This window comes from Pseudomonas chaetocerotis (assembly GCF_015712105.2).
GTDB classification, from domain to species: Bacteria; Pseudomonadota; Gammaproteobacteria; order Pseudomonadales; family Pseudomonadaceae; genus Aquipseudomonas; species Aquipseudomonas chaetocerotis.
Map to the genome: position 1 here is coordinate 204,629 of NZ_JACFYX020000008.1, position 16,052 is coordinate 220,680.

The 16,052-nt window shown below is 63.8% G+C and carries 17 protein-coding genes; all 17 read left to right on the plus strand.

Features of this window, described 5'->3' with window-relative positions:
- The 17 genes from gspG to astB all read left to right on the plus strand — a co-directional run bounded on the left by gspG (position 1) and on the right by astB (position 16,042).
- Positions 1 to 426 (plus strand): type II secretion system major pseudopilin GspG, encoded by a 426-nt coding sequence (gspG, locus tag H3221_RS15900; protein WP_160020315.1) that lies wholly within the window; start codon positions 1 to 3, stop codon positions 424 to 426.
- 7 nt (positions 427 to 433) lie between these two features.
- Positions 434 to 967, plus strand: a complete 534-nt coding sequence (gspH, locus tag H3221_RS15905) for a type II secretion system minor pseudopilin GspH (protein WP_196474544.1) — start codon at positions 434 to 436, stop codon at positions 965 to 967.
- Positions 964 to 1,350 carry a type II secretion system minor pseudopilin GspI gene (gspI, locus tag H3221_RS15910; RefSeq protein WP_196474545.1) on the plus strand — a complete coding sequence of 129 codons (387 nt, stop codon included), beginning with the start codon at positions 964 to 966 and terminating at the stop codon, positions 1,348 to 1,350. The genes gspH and gspI overlap by 4 nt, the downstream gene beginning before the upstream one ends.
- On the plus strand, positions 1,347 to 2,015 hold the full coding sequence (gspJ, locus tag H3221_RS15915; protein ID WP_196474546.1) for a type II secretion system minor pseudopilin GspJ: 669 nt from the start codon (positions 1,347 to 1,349) through the stop codon (positions 2,013 to 2,015). Before gspI ends, gspJ begins: the two co-directional genes overlap by 4 nt.
- Positions 2,012 to 2,983 (plus strand): type II secretion system minor pseudopilin GspK, encoded by a 972-nt coding sequence (gspK, locus tag H3221_RS15920; protein ID WP_196474547.1) that lies wholly within the window; start codon positions 2,012 to 2,014, stop codon positions 2,981 to 2,983. Before gspJ ends, gspK begins: the two co-directional genes overlap by 4 nt.
- Positions 2,980 to 4,119, plus strand: a complete 1,140-nt coding sequence (gene gspL, locus H3221_RS15925) for a type II secretion system protein GspL (protein ID WP_196474548.1) — start codon at positions 2,980 to 2,982, stop codon at positions 4,117 to 4,119. The genes gspK and gspL overlap by 4 nt, the downstream gene beginning before the upstream one ends.
- Positions 4,119 to 4,646 (plus strand): type II secretion system protein M, encoded by a 528-nt coding sequence (locus H3221_RS15930; protein ID WP_196474549.1) that lies wholly within the window; start codon positions 4,119 to 4,121, stop codon positions 4,644 to 4,646. Before gspL ends, H3221_RS15930 begins: the two co-directional genes overlap by 1 nt.
- Positions 4,647 to 5,139: 493 nt before the next feature.
- Entirely contained in the window at positions 5,140 to 5,913 is a 774-nt protein-coding gene (locus tag H3221_RS15935; RefSeq protein ID WP_196474550.1) for an ABC transporter substrate-binding protein, read from the plus strand.
- Between the two features lie 172 nt (positions 5,914 to 6,085).
- Entirely contained in the window at positions 6,086 to 6,775 is a 690-nt protein-coding gene (locus H3221_RS15940) for an ABC transporter permease (protein WP_160020307.1), read from the plus strand.
- On the plus strand, positions 6,772 to 7,470 hold the full coding sequence (locus tag H3221_RS15945; protein ID WP_196474551.1) for an ABC transporter permease: 699 nt from the start codon (positions 6,772 to 6,774) through the stop codon (positions 7,468 to 7,470). The genes H3221_RS15940 and H3221_RS15945 overlap by 4 nt, the downstream gene beginning before the upstream one ends.
- 28 nt (positions 7,471 to 7,498) lie before the next feature.
- On the plus strand, positions 7,499 to 8,263 hold the full coding sequence (locus H3221_RS15950) for an ABC transporter ATP-binding protein (protein ID WP_196474552.1): 765 nt from the start codon (positions 7,499 to 7,501) through the stop codon (positions 8,261 to 8,263).
- A gap of 55 nt (positions 8,264 to 8,318) precedes the next feature.
- Positions 8,319 to 9,299: a transcriptional regulator ArgR gene (gene argR / locus H3221_RS15955; protein WP_196474553.1), complete on the plus strand. Its 981-nt coding sequence runs from the start codon at positions 8,319 to 8,321 to the stop codon at positions 9,297 to 9,299.
- A 373-nt stretch (positions 9,300 to 9,672) separates the two neighbouring features.
- Positions 9,673 to 10,893 carry an aspartate aminotransferase family protein gene (locus H3221_RS15960; RefSeq protein ID WP_196474554.1) on the plus strand — a complete coding sequence of 407 codons (1,221 nt, stop codon included), beginning with the start codon at positions 9,673 to 9,675 and terminating at the stop codon, positions 10,891 to 10,893.
- Positions 10,894 to 11,055: 162 nt separating this feature from the next.
- Positions 11,056 to 12,072, plus strand: a complete 1,017-nt coding sequence (aruF, locus tag H3221_RS15965; protein WP_196474555.1) for an arginine/ornithine succinyltransferase subunit alpha — start codon at positions 11,056 to 11,058, stop codon at positions 12,070 to 12,072.
- A gap of 81 nt (positions 12,073 to 12,153) precedes the next feature.
- On the plus strand, positions 12,154 to 13,170 hold the full coding sequence (gene astA, locus H3221_RS15970; protein ID WP_196474556.1) for an arginine N-succinyltransferase: 1,017 nt from the start codon (positions 12,154 to 12,156) through the stop codon (positions 13,168 to 13,170).
- A gap of 62 nt (positions 13,171 to 13,232) precedes the next feature.
- Positions 13,233 to 14,696 carry a succinylglutamate-semialdehyde dehydrogenase gene (gene astD / locus H3221_RS15975; RefSeq protein ID WP_196474557.1) on the plus strand — a complete coding sequence of 488 codons (1,464 nt, stop codon included), beginning with the start codon at positions 13,233 to 13,235 and terminating at the stop codon, positions 14,694 to 14,696.
- The gene (gene astB, locus H3221_RS15980; protein ID WP_196474558.1) at positions 14,696 to 16,042 is read left to right on the plus strand and encodes an N-succinylarginine dihydrolase; all 1,347 of its coding nucleotides are present in this window, start codon (positions 14,696 to 14,698) and stop codon (positions 16,040 to 16,042) included. Before astD ends, astB begins: the two co-directional genes overlap by 1 nt.
- Positions 16,043 to 16,052 lie beyond the last annotated feature (10 nt).

A 16,052-nucleotide genomic window follows, 5' to 3' on the forward strand; every position in this document is an offset into this window, starting at 1 on the left:
GTGAATAGCAGACAAGCAGGTTTCACCCTGATTGAAATCATGGTGGTGGTGGTGATTCTGGGCATTCTGGCGGCACTGGTGGTGCCGCAGGTAATGAGTCGGCCCGATCAGGCCAAGGTCACCGCTGCGCAGAACGACATCCGCGCTATCGGCGCGTCGCTCGACATGTACAAGCTCGACAACCACAACTACCCCAGCACCCAGCAGGGCCTGGAGGCGCTGGTGAACAAGCCGAGCGGTAACCCACAAGCGAAGAACTGGAGCAAGGATGGCTACCTCAAGCGCCTGCCCATCGATCCCTGGGGCAACCCGTATCAGTACCTGGCCCCCGGTACCAAGGGTGCCTTCGATCTCTACTCGCTCGGCGCCGACGGTAAGCAGGGTGGCAGCGATCTGAACGCCGATATCGGCAACTGGGATCTCTGACCCGAACATGATCGGCGTGCCGTTAAAGACGCGCGGCTTCACCCTCATCGAACTACTGGTGGTGCTGGTCATTCTCGGCAGCCTGATCGGCCTGGCGGTACTCAGCACCGGCATCGCCGGGCCCGCGCGCGAGCTGCGCAGCGAGGCCGAGCGCCTCGGTGGGCTGATCGGCGTGCTGGTCGACGAGGCGGTGCTGGACAATCGCGAGTACGGCCTGAGTTTCACCCGTGAAGGCTATCGGGTGCTGCGCTACGACCCGCAGCGCGGCGAATGGCAGGCGCTGGATCGCCAGGCTCATCGCCTGCCGGAGTGGGCCGAAGTGACGCTTGAGGTGGAGGGCGACGTGGAAGGCGAGGCCTTGACGCTCGGGGGCGAGGCCAGTGCTGATGCACCGCAGTTGTTGATCCTTTCCAGTGGCGAGCTGACTCCGTTTCGCCTGCGTATCGCCGAACCCCGTCGTGACGGCCTGCGCCTGCAGCTGTCCAGCGATGGCTTCGGTCTGCCGCGTGTCGAGGAACTGGGCACGGGGCGCGCGCGATGAGGCCATTACGCGGCTTTACTCTGCTCGAAGTGCTGGTGGCCCTGGCCATCTTTGCCCTGATTGCCGCCAGCGTGCTGACTGCCAGCGCACGGAGCGTGCGTACGGCCAGCCAGCTTGAGAACAAGACCCTGGCCATGTGGGTGGCGGACAACCAGCTGACCGAGCTGCAACTGGCCGACACGCCACCGGCTGATGGCCGTGATCAGGGCCAGGTGGCGTTCGCCGGCCGTCGCTGGTCGTGGCAGAGCGAAATTCAGGCCACCAGTGAGCCGGCCATGCGTCGCGTGACGCTGTGGGTCGCCGCCGAGGAGCGCGGCGCCAGCGGCGATCTGCGTGAGCGGGCGCAAGTCACGCTCAGTGGTTTCCTGGGGGCGCCGCAATGACTCGTCCACAGCGCGGCTTCACCCTGCTGGAGCTGCTGATCGCAATCGCCATCTTCGCCCTGCTGGGTCTGGCCACCTATCGCATGCTCGACAGCGTGCTCAGCACCGACGCTGTCACCCGCGAGCACGAACGTCAGTTGCGCGAGTTGACCCGCGCCCTGTCAGCCTTCGAGCGCGATCTGCGTCAGGTGACGGTACGGCCGATTCGCGATGCTTTCGGTGATGCCCAGCCAGCGCTGCACGGCGATCTGGCTGATGCCACGGCACTGGAGCTGAGCCGCGTCGGCTGGCGCAACCCGCTCGGCCAACCGCGTGCCGAGGTACAGCGGGTGCGTTGGCAGCTCAGTGGCGAGCAGTGGCAGCGGCGTTACTGGCGCGTGCTGGATCGCGCGCAGGACAGCACGCCGCAGATCCAGCAGGCGCTCGATGGCGTCGAGTCGTTGAGCCTGCGTTATCTGGACAAGGACGGCCAGTGGCAGCCTGACTGGCCGCCGGCCAATGCCTCTGGTGACGCTTTGCTCACCGAGCTGCCGCGTGCTGTGGAGCTACGCCTGCAGCATCGCCGCTATGGCGAACTGCGCCGTCTGCTGCGTCTGCCCGATCAGCCGGCGCAGAGCTCTACCGGCGTGCCGCCAGAGGATTCTAACGAGGTGCCGCAGTCATGAAGCGGCAGAATGGGGTGGCGTTGATCACTGTGCTGCTGGTGGTCGCGGTGGTCACGGTGGTATGCGCCGGGCTGATCGCTCGTCAGCAGCTGTCGATCCGCAGCAGTGCCAACCAGTTGCACGTGACCCAGGCCTGGCACTACGCCCTGGGGGGCGAGACGCTGGCCAAGGCGGTGCTGGAGCGCGACCTGCGCCGGGGCGATCCACGTCAGCCGGTTGATCACCTGCTGGAACCTTGGGCCAGGCTGCTGACGTTCCCGCTGGATGAAGGCGGCGAGCTACGGGTACGCATCTCCGATCCCAACGGCCGTTTCAACCTCAACAGTCTGGTGCGCCAGGGCCGGCCCAATGAGCTGGCGGTGCTGCGCCTGCGCCGCCTTTTGTTGCGTCTGGGCATCGACAAACCCTATGCCGAGCGCTTGCTGGATTGGCTCGATAGCGACAGTGAGCTGCGGGGCGGCAATGGCGCCGAGGACGGCCAGTATCTGCTGGCGACACCGCCTTATCGCACTGCCAATCGCGAGATCACCGACGTGTCCGAACTGCGCCTGCTGCTGGAGATGGAGGACGCTGACTATCGCCGGCTGCAGCCCTTCGTCAGCGCGCTGCCGAGCGAGGCGCTGCTCAACGTCAACACCGCCAGCGCGATGGTGCTCTCCAGCCTGTCCGATGGCCTGACGCCGGACGCGGCCCTGGCACTGATCGCCGGGCGTGGTAACGAGGGGTATCTGAGCCCGGCCGCTTTCGCCGCTCAGCCTGCGCTCGCCGGGTTGGGTGAACAGGTGGTACAGGGGCTGGCGGTCGGTAGTCAGTATTTCGAGGTGTTCAGCGAGGTGAGTCTGGGTGAACGCCGGGTGGTATTGCGTAGCCTGCTGCAGCGCAGCAATGATGGCCAGGTCAGTGTCCTGGCGCGTGATCTGGGGCAGGGCGGTATGCCGCCACGGCCCATCGAGGAAGAACAAGAATGAACCCGACATGGATTTTTCTGCCGCCTGAGGCGTGCCACGCGCCCTCAGCGGATCTACCCGTGCAGCGCGTCACGGCAGACAGCAGTCGCTCTCTTGGTCTGGCCGAGGCCCTGGCTGATTTGCCGGCACACTGGGAGCTGGTGCTGCCGGTGGAGGTGGTCACCGCCTGCGCCGTGCAACTGCCTACACAGAAGGCACGCTGGATGCGCCAGGCGCTGCCGTTCGCGGTGGAGGAGTTGCTGGCCGAGGATGTCGAGTTGATGCACCTGGCGCTGGGTGAGCAACTGGCCGATGGTCGTCACCGCGTCTATGCGCTGCGCGCCAGTTGGCTGCGCGAGTGCCTGGCTCTGTGCGCGGCGCAACCGCCGCAGGCGATTCGCGTCGATGCCGATCTGTTACCGCGACAAGGCAGTCAGTTGCTCTGGTTGCAGTCGCGCTGGTTGCTCGGTGGCGAGGCGCCCTGGCGCCTGGCTTTGCAGAACGAGGATTGGCCAGCGCTGGCAGGTCGTTGCCCATCGCCATGCATCGCCAGTGCGCCGGCTGGGCAGGCGCTGCCCGACCCGGTCGATGAGGTGCATCTGCTGGAGGACGCGCACCAATGGCTGGTGTGTCAGGGCAAGGGTGTCGATCTGGCCCAGGGGGCGTTCGCCCTGCGCCAGAGTGGCGACGGTTGGCGGCGTTGGCGCCCGCTGGCCGGGGTACTGGCGCTGTGCTTCGTACTGCAGTGGGGCTTCACGCTCGCGCAGGGTTGGTACCTGCAGCGCGAGGCCGATGCTTACGCCGCGTCCAGCGAGGCGCTGTACCGCGAGTTGTTTCCTCAGGACAGCAAGCTGATCAACCTGCGTGCGCAGTTCGATCAACATCTGGCGCAGTCCACCGGCGGCGATAGTCCGGTGCTGGGCCTGCTGGCCGAGGTCGCGGCGGCGCTGCAGGCCGAGGGCACAGCGCTGGTGCAGGTCAATCAGCTCGATTACAGCGCGACCCGTGGCGATCTGTCGTTGCAATTGCAGGCGCCGGGCTTTGCCGAGCTGGAGCGTTTGCGTGAGCGTCTGGAGGAGTCCGGCCTGTCGGTACAGATGGGCTCGGCCAGCCGTGAAGCCGAGGGTGTCAGTGCACGCGTGGTAATAGGAGGATGATGGGCATGTCGAGGACGGGGTTGAGCGAAAGTCTGCACCTGCACTGGCAGCGCTCGCCGCTGGCGCAGCGCTGGCAGACGCTGCCGGCGCGTGATCGCCTGGCACTTTTGGCGCTGAGCGTTTTCCTGCTGTTGGTGCTGTTTTATCTGGCGTTGTGGCAACCGGTGCAGCGTCATGCTCAGGCCGCGCGTAGCGCATTCGAAGAGCAGCGAGCCCTGTACGCCTATATGCAGAGCCGTGCGCCACAGGTGCAGGGGCGCGACCTGCAGCCACGCGCCAGCCTCGAACCGGCGCGCCTGCAGGGGGTAGTCACGGCAAGTGCGGCCGAGCAGGGCCTGGTGATCGAACGTCTGGATACCGAGGGCTTTGGCGCGGTGCAGGTCAGCCTGCAGCCAGTGGCATTCGCCCAGTTGCTGCGCTGGATTCAGACGTTGGAGGGGCAGGGCGTGCGCATCGAGGAAGCCGGGCTGGACCGCGCCGAGGAAAACCGCGTGACTGCGCGCCTGAGCCTGCGCGTAGATGGGTAGGGTGCGCCATGCGCACCGGCTTCTTGTGGGTTTCGCTATCAGCTCGGTTCTCTCGGTGCGCACGGCGCACCCTACGGTTTGAGTGGTGCCGCGGTAACAGTGCGCACTCAATTGGGCGGTTAGGGAACGTGGGCGTGCCGATACGGTGCAAATTTCAGCGCGGGATGGAGCGCGTTAGAGGCGTCGATGCCCATGAAATGGGCATTCGTTGATTCCTGGCCTGAGTATTGCTGTAAATATCCGTTTGCCCTTTTCGCTTGATCACTCCTTTGCCTGGCTGTCAATATCTGTCGCCGGCGCTTCCTGTGCTTCTGTAATTAGTTGTCGCATTGAGGAAATATCGCCTCATTGCCTGCCGCTAGAATGCCGCACACCCAGCCAAGGCCCCTGTGTCGCTCGTCCACCACGACAGCGCAGCACCGCCTTCTACAATCCTTAAAAGGCCCGGGCCCCTCACTGCCTCGATGTCATACCCAATTCGAAGGAGCAAAGAATGAAGAAGATCGCACTGCTCGGCGCCCTGGCGCTGTCCCTGATGTCGCCCCTGGCCATGGCCGAGAAGCCGCTGCGCATCGGCATCGAGGCGGCTTACCCGCCCTTCGCATTCAAGACTCCCGATGGCCAGATTGCCGGCTTCGACTACGACATCGGCAACGCCCTGTGCGAAGAGATGAAAGTCGAGTGCAAGTGGATCGAGCAGGAGTTCGATGGCCTGATCCCGGCACTGAAAGTGCGCAAGTTCGACGCTGTACTGTCTTCCATGTCGATCACCGAAGATCGCAAGAAGTCCGTGGACTTCACCGGCAAGTACTACGCCACACCTGCCAAGCTGGCGATGAAGGCCGGTACCGAGATCAAGGACCCGCTGGTCGACCTGAAAGGCAAGAAGGTTGGCGTGCAGCGTTCGTCCGTGTACGACCGCTACGCCACCGACATCTTCGCCCCGGCTGGAGCCGAAGTCGTGCGCTACAGCTCGCAGAACGAAGTGTTCCTGGATATGCAGTCCGGCCGTCTGGATGCCACCCTGGCCGACTCGGTGAACATCGATGACGGCTTCCTCAAGACCGACGCTGGCAAGGGCTTCGCATTCGCCGGCCCGGACTTCACCGACGTGAAGTACTTCGGCGAAGGCCAGGGTATCGCCGTGCGCAAGGGTGACAAGGCGCTGGCCGACAAGATCAGTGCTGCCATCCTGGCCATCCGCGCCAACGGCAAGTACAAGGCAGTGCAGGACAAGTACTTCGACTTCGACGTATACGGCGAGTAAGCGTCCCAGGCAGAAGAGGTGGCACTAACCTTCTGAGGTTGTGCCACTTTTTTCTTGGTTCTGCGCAGTCGGTGAATACCCATGCTGGTATTCATCCTGCGGCCCGTCGCGTGAGCGACATGAATTTTCTTTGTGCTAGGCGGCGCCTGGGGTGCCTGAGAGGTATTAGCGCATGCTTCAAGGCTACGGCTCGACCATTCTCGATGGTGCCTGGCTCACTCTGCTTCTGGCGCTGACGTCGATGGCAGTAGCGATCTTCCTCGGGCTGCTGGGTGCGGCCTTTCGTCTGTCGCCGATCCGCTGGCTGGCGGCGTTGGGCGATACCTACGCCACGGTTATTCGCGGCATTCCTGACCTGGTGCTGATCCTGCTGATCTTCTACGGCGGCCAGGACATGGTGAACCGTATCGCGCCGATGCTCGGTTATGACGACTACATCGACATCAACCCCTTCGTCGCTGGCGTCTTCACCATGGGCTTCATCTTCGGCGCCTACCTGTCGGAAACCTTCCGTGGCGCCTTCATGGCAATCCCCAAAGGTCAGGCGGAAGCCGGTGCGGCCTACGGCATGAGCGGGATGCAGGTGTTCTTCCGCATTCTTGTGCCGCAGATGATCCGTTTCGCCATTCCCGGTTTCACCAACAACTGGCTGGTGCTGACCAAGGCCACCGCGCTGATTTCCGTGGTCGGCCTGCAGGACATGATGTTCAAGGCCAAGAGTGCGGCCGACGCGACGCGTGAGCCATTTACCTTCTACCTGGCGGTGGCCGGGCTGTATCTGGTGCTGACCAGTGTTTCGCTGCTGGCGCTGCGCTTTCTCGAGAAGCGCTACTCGGTGGGTGCCAAGGTGGCTGATCTATGATTTTCGATTATCAAATGATCTGGGAGAACCTGCCGCTTTACTGGGGCGGCGTGCTGGTCACCCTGAAAATCCTGCTGATCTCCCTGGCGTTCGGCCTCAGCCTGGCGCTGCCACTGGCGCTGATGCGGGTGTCTAAGTCGCCTTGGGTCAACTTCCCGGCCTGGCTCTATACCTACGTAATTCGCGGCACGCCGATGCTGGTACAGCTGTTCCTGATCTATTACGGCCTGGCCCAGTTCGAGTTCATCCGTGACAGCTTCATGTGGCCGTATTTCTCCAGCGCCACCTTCTGTGCCTGCCTGGCGTTTGCCATCAACACCAGCGCCTACACGGCGGAAATCCTTGCCGGTAGCCTCAAGGCCACGCCGCCCGGCGAGATCGAGGCGGCCAAGGCGATGGGCATGTCGCGCAGCAAGCTCTACCGGCGCATCCTGCTGCCGTCGGCGTTGCGCCGTGCGCTGCCGCAGTACAGCAACGAAGTGATCATGATGCTACACACCACCTCGCTGGCCTCGATCGTGACCCTGATCGACATCACCGGCGCCGCGCGTACGGTCAGCTCGCAGTACTACATGCCTTTCGAAGCCTTCATCACCGCCGGCCTGCTCTACCTGGCGTTGACCTTCATCCTGGTGCGCCTGTTCAAGCTGGCCGAGCGCCGCTGGCTAGCCTACATGGCGCCGCGCAAGGCCTGATGCCTTGACGATTCAAGAGAACCCGAACATGTACAAACTCGAAGTTCAGGACCTGCACAAACGCTACGGCAGCCATGAGGTGATCAAGGGCGTGTCGATGGCGGCCAAGGCGGGCGATGTGATCAGCATCATCGGCTCCAGCGGCTCGGGCAAGAGCACCTTTCTGCGCTGCCTGAATCTGCTGGAGCAGCCGCATGCCGGCAAGATCCTGCTCAACAATGAAGAGCTGAGGCTGGTACCGGCCAAGGACGGTTCGCTGCGCGCCGCCGACGCCAAGCAGCTGCAGCGCATGCGCTCGCGTCTGGCCATGGTGTTCCAGCACTTCAACCTGTGGTCGCACATGAGCGCCCTGGAGAACGTGATGGAAGCGCCAGTGCACGTGCTGGGCGTGAGCAAGGGCGAGGCTCGCGACAAGGCCGAGCACTACCTGGCCAAGGTTGGCGTGGCGCACCGCAAGGACGCCTACCCGGCGCACATGAGCGGTGGCGAGCAGCAGCGCGTGGCCATCGCCCGTGCCCTGGCGATGGAGCCGGAGGTGATGCTTTTCGATGAACCCACTTCGGCGCTCGACCCCGAGCTGGTTGGTGAAGTGCTCAAGGTCATGCAGGATCTGGCTACCGAAGGCCGCACCATGGTTGTGGTGACCCACGAAATGGGTTTTGCCCGCGAGGTGTCGAACCAACTGGTATTTCTGCACAAGGGGCTGGTGGAAGAGCGCGGCTGCCCCAAGGAAGTGCTGGCCAATCCGCAATCCGAGCGGCTGCAGCAGTTCCTTTCCGGCAGTCTCAAATAATAAGAAGCTAGACTTCGCACTTGACTGGTGCGTTGAACCCATTGAATAGACACTAATGACACCCCATCGAATCGGCTTTTTATACTGGCCTGGCACCAAGGCCCTGACTCTGTCTCTGGCGGAGGAGGCCCTGCGTGTCGCTCAGCGTGTTCACCCGGAAGTGGTGTACGAGCTGGTGTTCCTCCAGGCCGAGCCGTTGGTCGCGGGCGACTGGCGTCTACCTGGCGAGCCGTGGGCCGGGCATCTGGAGGGGCTGGACAAGCTGTTCCTGCTCGCTGATGCGCCGCCGGCGCAGGTTTCTGCCGGTCTGGCGGCTGCGCTCAAGCAGCAGGTGCGCAGCGGTTGCGTGATCGGCGGGCTGTCCGCCGGGGTCTATCCACTGGCTCAGCTCGGTTTGCTCGATGGTTATCGCGCAGCAGTGCACTGGCGCTGGCAGGACGATTTCTCCGAGCGCTTCCCCAAGGTCATCGCCACCAGTCATCTGTTCGACTGGGATCGTGATCGGCTGACCGCCTGTGGCGGCCTGGCGGTGCTCGATCTGCTGCTGGCAGTGCTGGCACGCGATCACGGCGCCGAACTGGCCGGTGCGGTGAGCGAGGAACTGGTGGTCGAGCGCATTCGCGAGGGCGGTGAGCGTCAGCGTATTCCACTGCAGAATCGCCTGGGCTCCAGCCATCCGAAGCTGACCCAGGCCGTGCTGCTGATGGAAGCCAACATCGAGGAGCCGCTGACCACCGACGAGATCGCCCAGCATGTGTGCGTGTCGCGTCGTCAGCTGGAGCGCATTTTCAAGCAGTACCTCAACCGCGTGCCCAGCCAGTATTACCTGGAGCTGCGCCTGAACAAGGCACGCCAGCTGCTGATGCAGACCAGCAAGTCGATCATCCAGATCGGCCTGTCCTGCGGCTTCTCCTCGGGGCCGCACTTCTCCAGTGCCTACCGCAACTTCTTCGGCGCCACGCCGCGTGATGATCGCAACCAGCGTCGCAGCAACAGCCCCTTCGAGCTGACGTCGACGCCGGTCGAGCGCGGTTGATCGGGGCGGTCGCGGCTAACGCCCCTCCCACGGTGTGCGCTGGCGGTAGCCCGGATGAAATCCGGGGCGATCTGTTGTTGGCCCCGGATTGCATCCGAGCTACGCAAGCAGGACTTTCGATACTGACCGGTCAGCCTGCGGATAATTTTTCCAGCGGCGTGCTCCAGGCGGCGATCTGCGATTAAACTGCGCCTTTCCGACGCTTTCTGTCGCTTGGACGAAAACCCGCGGAAAACCCGGGGTGGCGCTGTAAGAAGTTGTCGCATGGCGACAATGCCGGCCCCGATTCAGTCCCTACAATCCTTGCATTCCCTGTCGTTTCGGGCGCTTCACCGCCTGCCAGCGGCCGGTATTTCTCATCAGGAGAGCTTTGATGTCCGTTCAGCACGATGCGGTGCAACGCGCCGATTTCGACCAGTTCATGGTCCCCAACTACGCCCCTGCTGCCTTCGTCCCCGTGCGCGGCCTGGGTTCGCGAGTCTGGGATCAGAACGGTCGAGAGCTGATCGACTTCGCCGGCGGCATCGCCGTCAACGTGCTTGGCCACTGCCACCCGGCACTGGTCGCGGCGCTGACCAAGCAGGCCAATACCCTGTGGCACATCTCCAACGTCTTCACCAACGAGCCGACCCTGCGCCTGGGCAAGAAGCTGGTCGAAGCGACCTTCGCCGAGCGGGTGTTCTTCTGCAACTCCGGCGCCGAGGCCAACGAGGCAGCGTTCAAGCTGGCCCGTCGCGTCGCCCATGACCGTTTCGGCCCGGAAAAGCACGAGATCATCGCCGCCACCAACAGCTTTCATGGCCGCACGCTGTTCACCGTCAGCGTCGGTGGTCAGCCGAAGTACTCCGACGGCTTTGGCCCGAAGATCCAAGGCATCACCCATGTGCCGTACAACGATCTGGACGCGCTGAAAGCCGCCATTTCCGACAAGACCTGCGCCGTGGTGCTGGAGCCCGTGCAGGGCGAGGGCGGCGTGCTTCCGGCTGAAAAGGCCTATCTGGAAGGCGCCCGCGAGCTGTGCAACGCACACAACGCGCTGCTGGTGTTCGATGAAGTACAAAGCGGCATGGGCCGTACTGGCGAGCTATTCGCCTATATGAATTACGGCGTGGTGCCGGACATTCTCTCCAGCGCCAAGAGCCTGGGCGGCGGCTTCCCTATCGCCGCGATGCTCACCACCACCGATCTGGCCAAGCATTTCTCGCCCGGCACCCACGGCACCACCTATGGCGGCAACCCGCTGGCCTGTGCGGTCGGTGAAGCGGTGCTGGATATCGTCAACACCCGCCAGACCCTGGACGGTGTGAAGGTCAAGAGCGAGCAGTTCAAGACGCGCCTGCTGGCTCTGGGCAAGCAGTACGGTCTGTTCGGGCAAGTACGTGGTATGGGCCTGCTGCTCGGCTGCGTACTCAACGAGGCGTGGATGGGCAAGGCCAAGCAGGTGCTCGATGCCGCCACTGCCGAGGGGCTGATGATTCTGCAGGCCGGCCCGGACGTGGTGCGTTTCGCCCCGAGCCTGGTGGTCGAAGAGGCCGATATCGACGAAGGCCTGGCGCGTTTCGAGCGTGCGCTGAGCAAACTGACGGCGGCCTGAGTTCCTGCTGACCTGCCGTGGGAGGCTTTGGCCGTGACAATCGCCGCTGCGACTGCATGGATGCAGGAGGTAGAGCGAAGCAGGATGCCCGAGCCGAAAGTGCCTCCCACGGCTGTTTGCCCGACCCGGGCTACGAATACCCTGTTTAAGAAGGAGTGACCCATGCTGGTGATGCGCCCTGCGCAAATGGCGGACCTGGCCGAAGTGCAGCGACTGGCTGCTGACAGCCCGGTAGGTGTCACTTCACTGCCGGACGATGCAGATCGGCTGGGCGACAAGATCGCCGCATCGGATGCGTCGTTCGCCGCCGAAGTCAGTTTCAACGGCGAGGAAAGCTACTTCTTCGTCCTCGAAGACACCGAGAGCGGTCGCCTGGTCGGTTGTTCCGGCATCGTCGCCTCGGCGGGCTATTCCGAACCCTTCTACAGCTTTCGCAACGAAACCTTCGTGCACAACTCGCGTGAGCTGAAGATCCACAACAAGATCCACGTGCTGTCGCTGTGTCACGACCTGACCGGCAACAGCCTTCTAACCAGCTTCTACGTTGAACGCCCGCTGGTCAGCAGCGTGTTCGCCGAGCTCAATTCGCGCGCGCGCCTGCTGTTCATGGCGGGTCACCCGGAGCGTTTCGCTGATGCCGTGGTGGTGGAAATCGTCGGTCACAGCGACGAGAACGGCGATTCGCCGTTCTGGGACGCGCTGGGGCGTAACTTCTTCGACATGACCTATGCCGAGGCCGAGCGTCTGTGCGGGCTCAAGAGCCGCACCTTCCTCGCCGAGCTGATGCCACATTACCCCATCTACGTACCGCTGCTCTCGGACGAGGCGCAGGAGTCCATGGGGCAGGTGCATCCGCGCGCGCAGATCACCTTCGACATCCTCATGCGCGAAGGCTTCGAGACCGATCACTACATCGATATCTTCGACGGTGGCCCGACCCTGCATGCACGCACCTCGGGCATCCGCAGCATCGCGCAGAGCCGCCTGGTGCCGGTGAAGATCGGCGAGGCCGAGGCGGGCGGGCGCCAGTATCTGGTGAGCAACGGCCAGCTGCAGGATTTTCGCGCCATCGTCGCCGACCTCGACTGGGTGCCGGGCAAGCCCGTGGTGCTCAGCGCACAGGCGGCCGAGGCTCTGGGTGTCGGCGAAGGCGCCAGCGTCAGGTTGGTAGCGGTTTAACAGGCTCTCTCCGGCTGGAGTGGGCGCCCTTCAAGGGCAGAGGAGAGTGCCGGCGGCGCTCTTGAGGAATCTGGAGGCTTTATGATTGTTCGTCCCGTGCGCAGTGCCGACTTGCCGGCCCTGATCGACCTGGCTCGCAGCACCGGCGCTGGCCTGACCACGTTGCCGGCCAACGAGGAGCGCCTTGCGCATCGGGTCGGCTGGGCGGAGAAGGCGTTTCGTGGCGAGGCCGAGCGGGCCGACGCCGACTACCTGTTCGTGCTCGAAGACGATGCCGGCAAGGTCGTGGGCATTTCTGCGGTGGCCGGCGCCGTCGGTCTACGTGAGCCCTGGTACAACTATCGGGTCGGCCTGACCGTCAGCGCTTCGCAGGAGTTGAACATCCATCGCCAGGTGCCGACGCTGTTCATGGCCAACGACCTGACCGGCAACTCCGAACTGTGCTCGCTGTTCCTGCACGCCGATTACCGCACTGGCCTCAACGGACGCTTGCTGTCGAAGGCACGCTTTCTGTTCATCGCCGAGTTTCGCGAGCTGTTCGGCGACAAGGTGATCGCCGAGATGCGCGGCATGTCCGACGAGCGTGGGCGCTCGCCGTTCTGGGAGAGCCTCGGCCGGCATTTCTTCAAGATGGAGTTCTGTCAGGCGGACTACCTCACCGGCGTCGGCAACAAGGCCTTCATTGCCGAGTTGATGCCGAAGTTTCCGCTCTATACCTGCTTTCTTTCCGAGGATGCGCGCGCTGTGATCGGCCGCGTGCACCCGGACACCGAGCCGGCGCTGGCCATGCTCAAGGCCGAGGGCTTCAGTTATCAGGGTTATGTCGACATCTTCGATGCAGGTCCGGCCATAGAGGCGGAAACCGCGAAGATTCGCGCCGTGCAGAGTAGTCAGAATCTGGTGCTGGCCATCGGTACGCCGGGTGATGACGCCAAACCGTTCCTGGTGCACAACCGCAAGCGCCAGGACTGCCGCATCACCGCTGCGCCTGGGCGCCTGGCGGCCGGCACTCTGGTGGTCGATCCGCTGACCGCCAAGCGTCTGCGCCTTTCCGCTGGTGATCAGGTACGCGCCGTGGCGCTGGCGGCGCACGGCTGAGTTATGGGTTTGCGCGGCGGCCCAAGCAGGCCGCTGGAAAATGCTGGGAGTGGTAAAACAAAATGAACACTCATTACATCGCAGGTCAGTGGCAGCCCGGTCAGGGTGAGTCGCTGCAATCGCTCGACCCGGTCAGCCAGGCCGTGCTCTGGCAGGGTCGGGGCGCCACCGCTGCGCAGGTCGATGCAGCCGTTGCCTCTGCGCGTGGCGCTTTCTCATTGTGGGCCGCGCATTCGCTGGATGGCCGTATCGCCGTGCTGGAGCGCTTCGCCGCGTGCCTGAAATCGCGTGCCGACGAAGTGGGCCAGGCAATTGGCGAGGAGACCGGCAAACCATTGTGGGAAGCTGCCACCGAAGTGAACAGCATGGTGGGCAAGGTCGCCATTTCCATTCAGAGCTATCGCGAGCGTACTGGCGAGAAGAGCGGCCCGCTGGGTGACGCCACCGCGGTGTTACGCCACAAGCCGCATGGCGTGGTCGCGGTGTTCGGTCCCTACAACTTTCCCGGCCACTTGCCTAACGGCCATATCGTGCCGGCGCTGTTGGCTGGTAACTGCGTGCTGTTCAAGCCCAGCGAGCTGACGCCGAAGGTAGCCGAGTTGACCGTGCAATGCTGGATAGAGGCCGGGCTGCCCGAAGGCGTGCTCAGCCTGCTGCAAGGCGGCCGCGAAACCGGTGTCGCCCTGGCCGGCCATCCCGGTATCGACGGGCTGTTCTTCACCGGATCCAGCCGCACCGGCAACCTGCTGCATGCCCAATTCGCCGGGCGCCCGGACAAGATCCTGGCGCTGGAGATGGGCGGCAACAACCCGCTGATCGTCGATCAGGTCGTGGACGTCGATGCCGCCGTGTACACCATCGTCCAGTCCGCGTTCATTTCTGCCGGCCAGCGCTGCACCTGCGCGCGCCGCCTGCTGGTGCCGCAAGGGGAGTGGGGCGACGCTCTGCTGGCGCGTCTGGTGCAGGTCGTCGGGCAGATCAAGGTCGGTCGCTTCGACGAGCAGCCGGCGCCGTTCATGGGTTCGGTGATTTCCCTGCAGGCCGCCGCGCAACTGATGCAGGCCCAGCAGGACCTGCTGGCGGGTGGCGCCACCGCATTGCTGGCGATGACCCAGCCGCAGGAAGGTGCCGCGCTGCTGACGCCCGGCATTCTCGATGTCACGGCCGTGAGTGATCGTCCTGACGAAGAGTTCTTCGGTCCGCTGTTGCAGGTGATCCGCTACGACAGTTTCGAGGCAGCCATCGCCGAGGCCAACGCCACCGCTTATGGTCTGGCCGCCGGCCTGTTGTCCGACTCGCGTGCGCGCTTCGAGCAGTTCTGGCTGCACAGCCGCGCCGGTATCGTCAACTGGAACAAACAGCTCACTGGCGCCGCCAGCACTGCGCCTTTCGGTGGTATCGGCGCGTCGGGCAACCACCGCGCCAGTGCCTATTATGCAGCGGATTACTGCGCTTACCCGGTGGCCGGGCTCGAGAGCGAAAATCTGGCCTTACCCGCGACCCTGACCCCGGGAGTGACTCTGTAATGACTGCTTATGAAATGAATGTCGACGGCCTGGTCGGGCCGACTCACAACTACGGTGGGTTGTCCTATGGTAACGTCGCGTCGCAGAGCAACAGTCAGGCCGTGTCGAGCCCCAAGGAGGCTGCCAAGCAGGGCCTGGCGAAGATGAAGGCGCTGATGGACATGGGCTTCAAGCAGGGCGTGCTGGCCCCGCAGGAGCGTCCGGACGTCGCCGCCTTGCGCAGCCTGGGCTTTACCGGCAGCGACGCGCAGGTGATCGCCAAGGCTGCCAAGGGCGCCATGCCTTTATTGGTTGCGAGCTGTTCGGCCTCCAGCATGTGGACTGCCAATGCCTGCACTGTCAGCCCCAGTGCCGACACGGCCGATGGACGCGTGCATTTCACCGCTGCCAACCTCAACTGCAAGTTCCATCGCAGCATCGAGCACCCCACCACCAGCCGGGTGTTGCAGGCGATGTTCGCCAGCGATGCGCACTTCGCTCATCACCCGGCGCTACCGGCGGTCAGCCAATTCGGCGACGAGGGTGCGGCCAACCACACGCGCTTCTGCAAGGGTTACGGCGACGCCGGTGTGGAGTTCTTCGTCTACGGCCGCAGCGCCTTCGACAGCCGCTATCCGGCTCCGCAGCGCTACCCGGCGCGGCAGACCCTGGAAGCCTCTCATGCGGTGGCTCGCTTGCATGGCCTGGGCAAGGCCGGGGTGGTGTTCGCCCAGCAGAATCCGGAAGTGATCGATCAGGGCGTGTTCCATAATGACGTGATCGCCGTGGGCAATGGCGAGGTGCTGCTCTATCATCAGGATGCCTTCCTGGGTACTGACAAGGTACTGGCCGAACTGGGTGAAAAACTGGCTCGGCGCGGCGGCAACTTCCAGGCCATCTGCGTGCCAGCTTCTGCCGTCAGCGTGCAGGATGCGGTGCGTTCCTATCTGTTCAACAGCCAACTGCTGACCCGCGCCGATGGCAGCATGCTGTTGGTGGTGCCAGAGGAGTGCAAGAGCAACGCCAGTGTCTGGCGCTACCTGGAGCAACTGACCGCGAGCGGCGGGCCGATCCGCGAGGTGCACGTGTTTGACCTCAAGCAGAGCATGCAGAACGGCGGTGGTCCGGCTTGCCTGCGCCTGCGTGTGGCGCTCAATGAGCAGGAGTTGGCTGCGGTCAATCCGGGCGTGCTGATGAGCGACGCGCTACACGACACCCTGGTGGCCTGGGTCGACAAGCACTACCGCGATCGCCTCAGTGAAGCCGATCTGGCCGACCCGCAATTGCTGACCGAATGCCGCACGGCATTGGATGAACTGACGCAGATCCTTAAACTGGGCTCGGTCTATCCTTTCCAGATAGCCTGAACCTGACCTC

Bases quoted from the DNA above. Each gene is read 5' to 3' on its own strand.
- gspH (WP_196474544.1), top strand. From the start codon at position 434: ATGATCGGCGTGCCGTTAAAGACGCGCGGCTTCACCCTCATCGAACTA.
- gspI (WP_196474545.1), top strand. From the start codon at position 964: ATGAGGCCATTACGCGGCTTTACTCTGCTCGAAGTGCTGGTGGCCCTG.
- gspJ (WP_196474546.1), top strand. From the start codon at position 1,347: ATGACTCGTCCACAGCGCGGCTTCACCCTGCTGGAGCTGCTGATCGCA.
- gspK (WP_196474547.1), top strand. From the start codon at position 2,012: ATGAAGCGGCAGAATGGGGTGGCGTTGATCACTGTGCTGCTGGTGGTC.
- gspL (WP_196474548.1), top strand. From the start codon at position 2,980: ATGAACCCGACATGGATTTTTCTGCCGCCTGAGGCGTGCCACGCGCCC.
- H3221_RS15930 (WP_196474549.1), top strand. From the start codon at position 4,119: ATGGGCATGTCGAGGACGGGGTTGAGCGAAAGTCTGCACCTGCACTGG.
- H3221_RS15935 (WP_196474550.1), top strand. From the start codon at position 5,140: ATGAAGAAGATCGCACTGCTCGGCGCCCTGGCGCTGTCCCTGATGTCG.
- H3221_RS15940 (WP_160020307.1), top strand. From the start codon at position 6,086: ATGCTTCAAGGCTACGGCTCGACCATTCTCGATGGTGCCTGGCTCACT.
- H3221_RS15945 (WP_196474551.1), top strand. From the start codon at position 6,772: ATGATTTTCGATTATCAAATGATCTGGGAGAACCTGCCGCTTTACTGG.
- H3221_RS15950 (WP_196474552.1), top strand. From the start codon at position 7,499: ATGTACAAACTCGAAGTTCAGGACCTGCACAAACGCTACGGCAGCCAT.
- argR (WP_196474553.1), top strand. From the start codon at position 8,319: ATGACACCCCATCGAATCGGCTTTTTATACTGGCCTGGCACCAAGGCC.
- H3221_RS15960 (WP_196474554.1), top strand. From the start codon at position 9,673: ATGTCCGTTCAGCACGATGCGGTGCAACGCGCCGATTTCGACCAGTTC.
- aruF (WP_196474555.1), top strand. From the start codon at position 11,056: ATGCTGGTGATGCGCCCTGCGCAAATGGCGGACCTGGCCGAAGTGCAG.
- astA (WP_196474556.1), top strand. From the start codon at position 12,154: ATGATTGTTCGTCCCGTGCGCAGTGCCGACTTGCCGGCCCTGATCGAC.
- astD (WP_196474557.1), top strand. From the start codon at position 13,233: ATGAACACTCATTACATCGCAGGTCAGTGGCAGCCCGGTCAGGGTGAG.
- astB (WP_196474558.1), top strand. From the start codon at position 14,696: ATGACTGCTTATGAAATGAATGTCGACGGCCTGGTCGGGCCGACTCAC.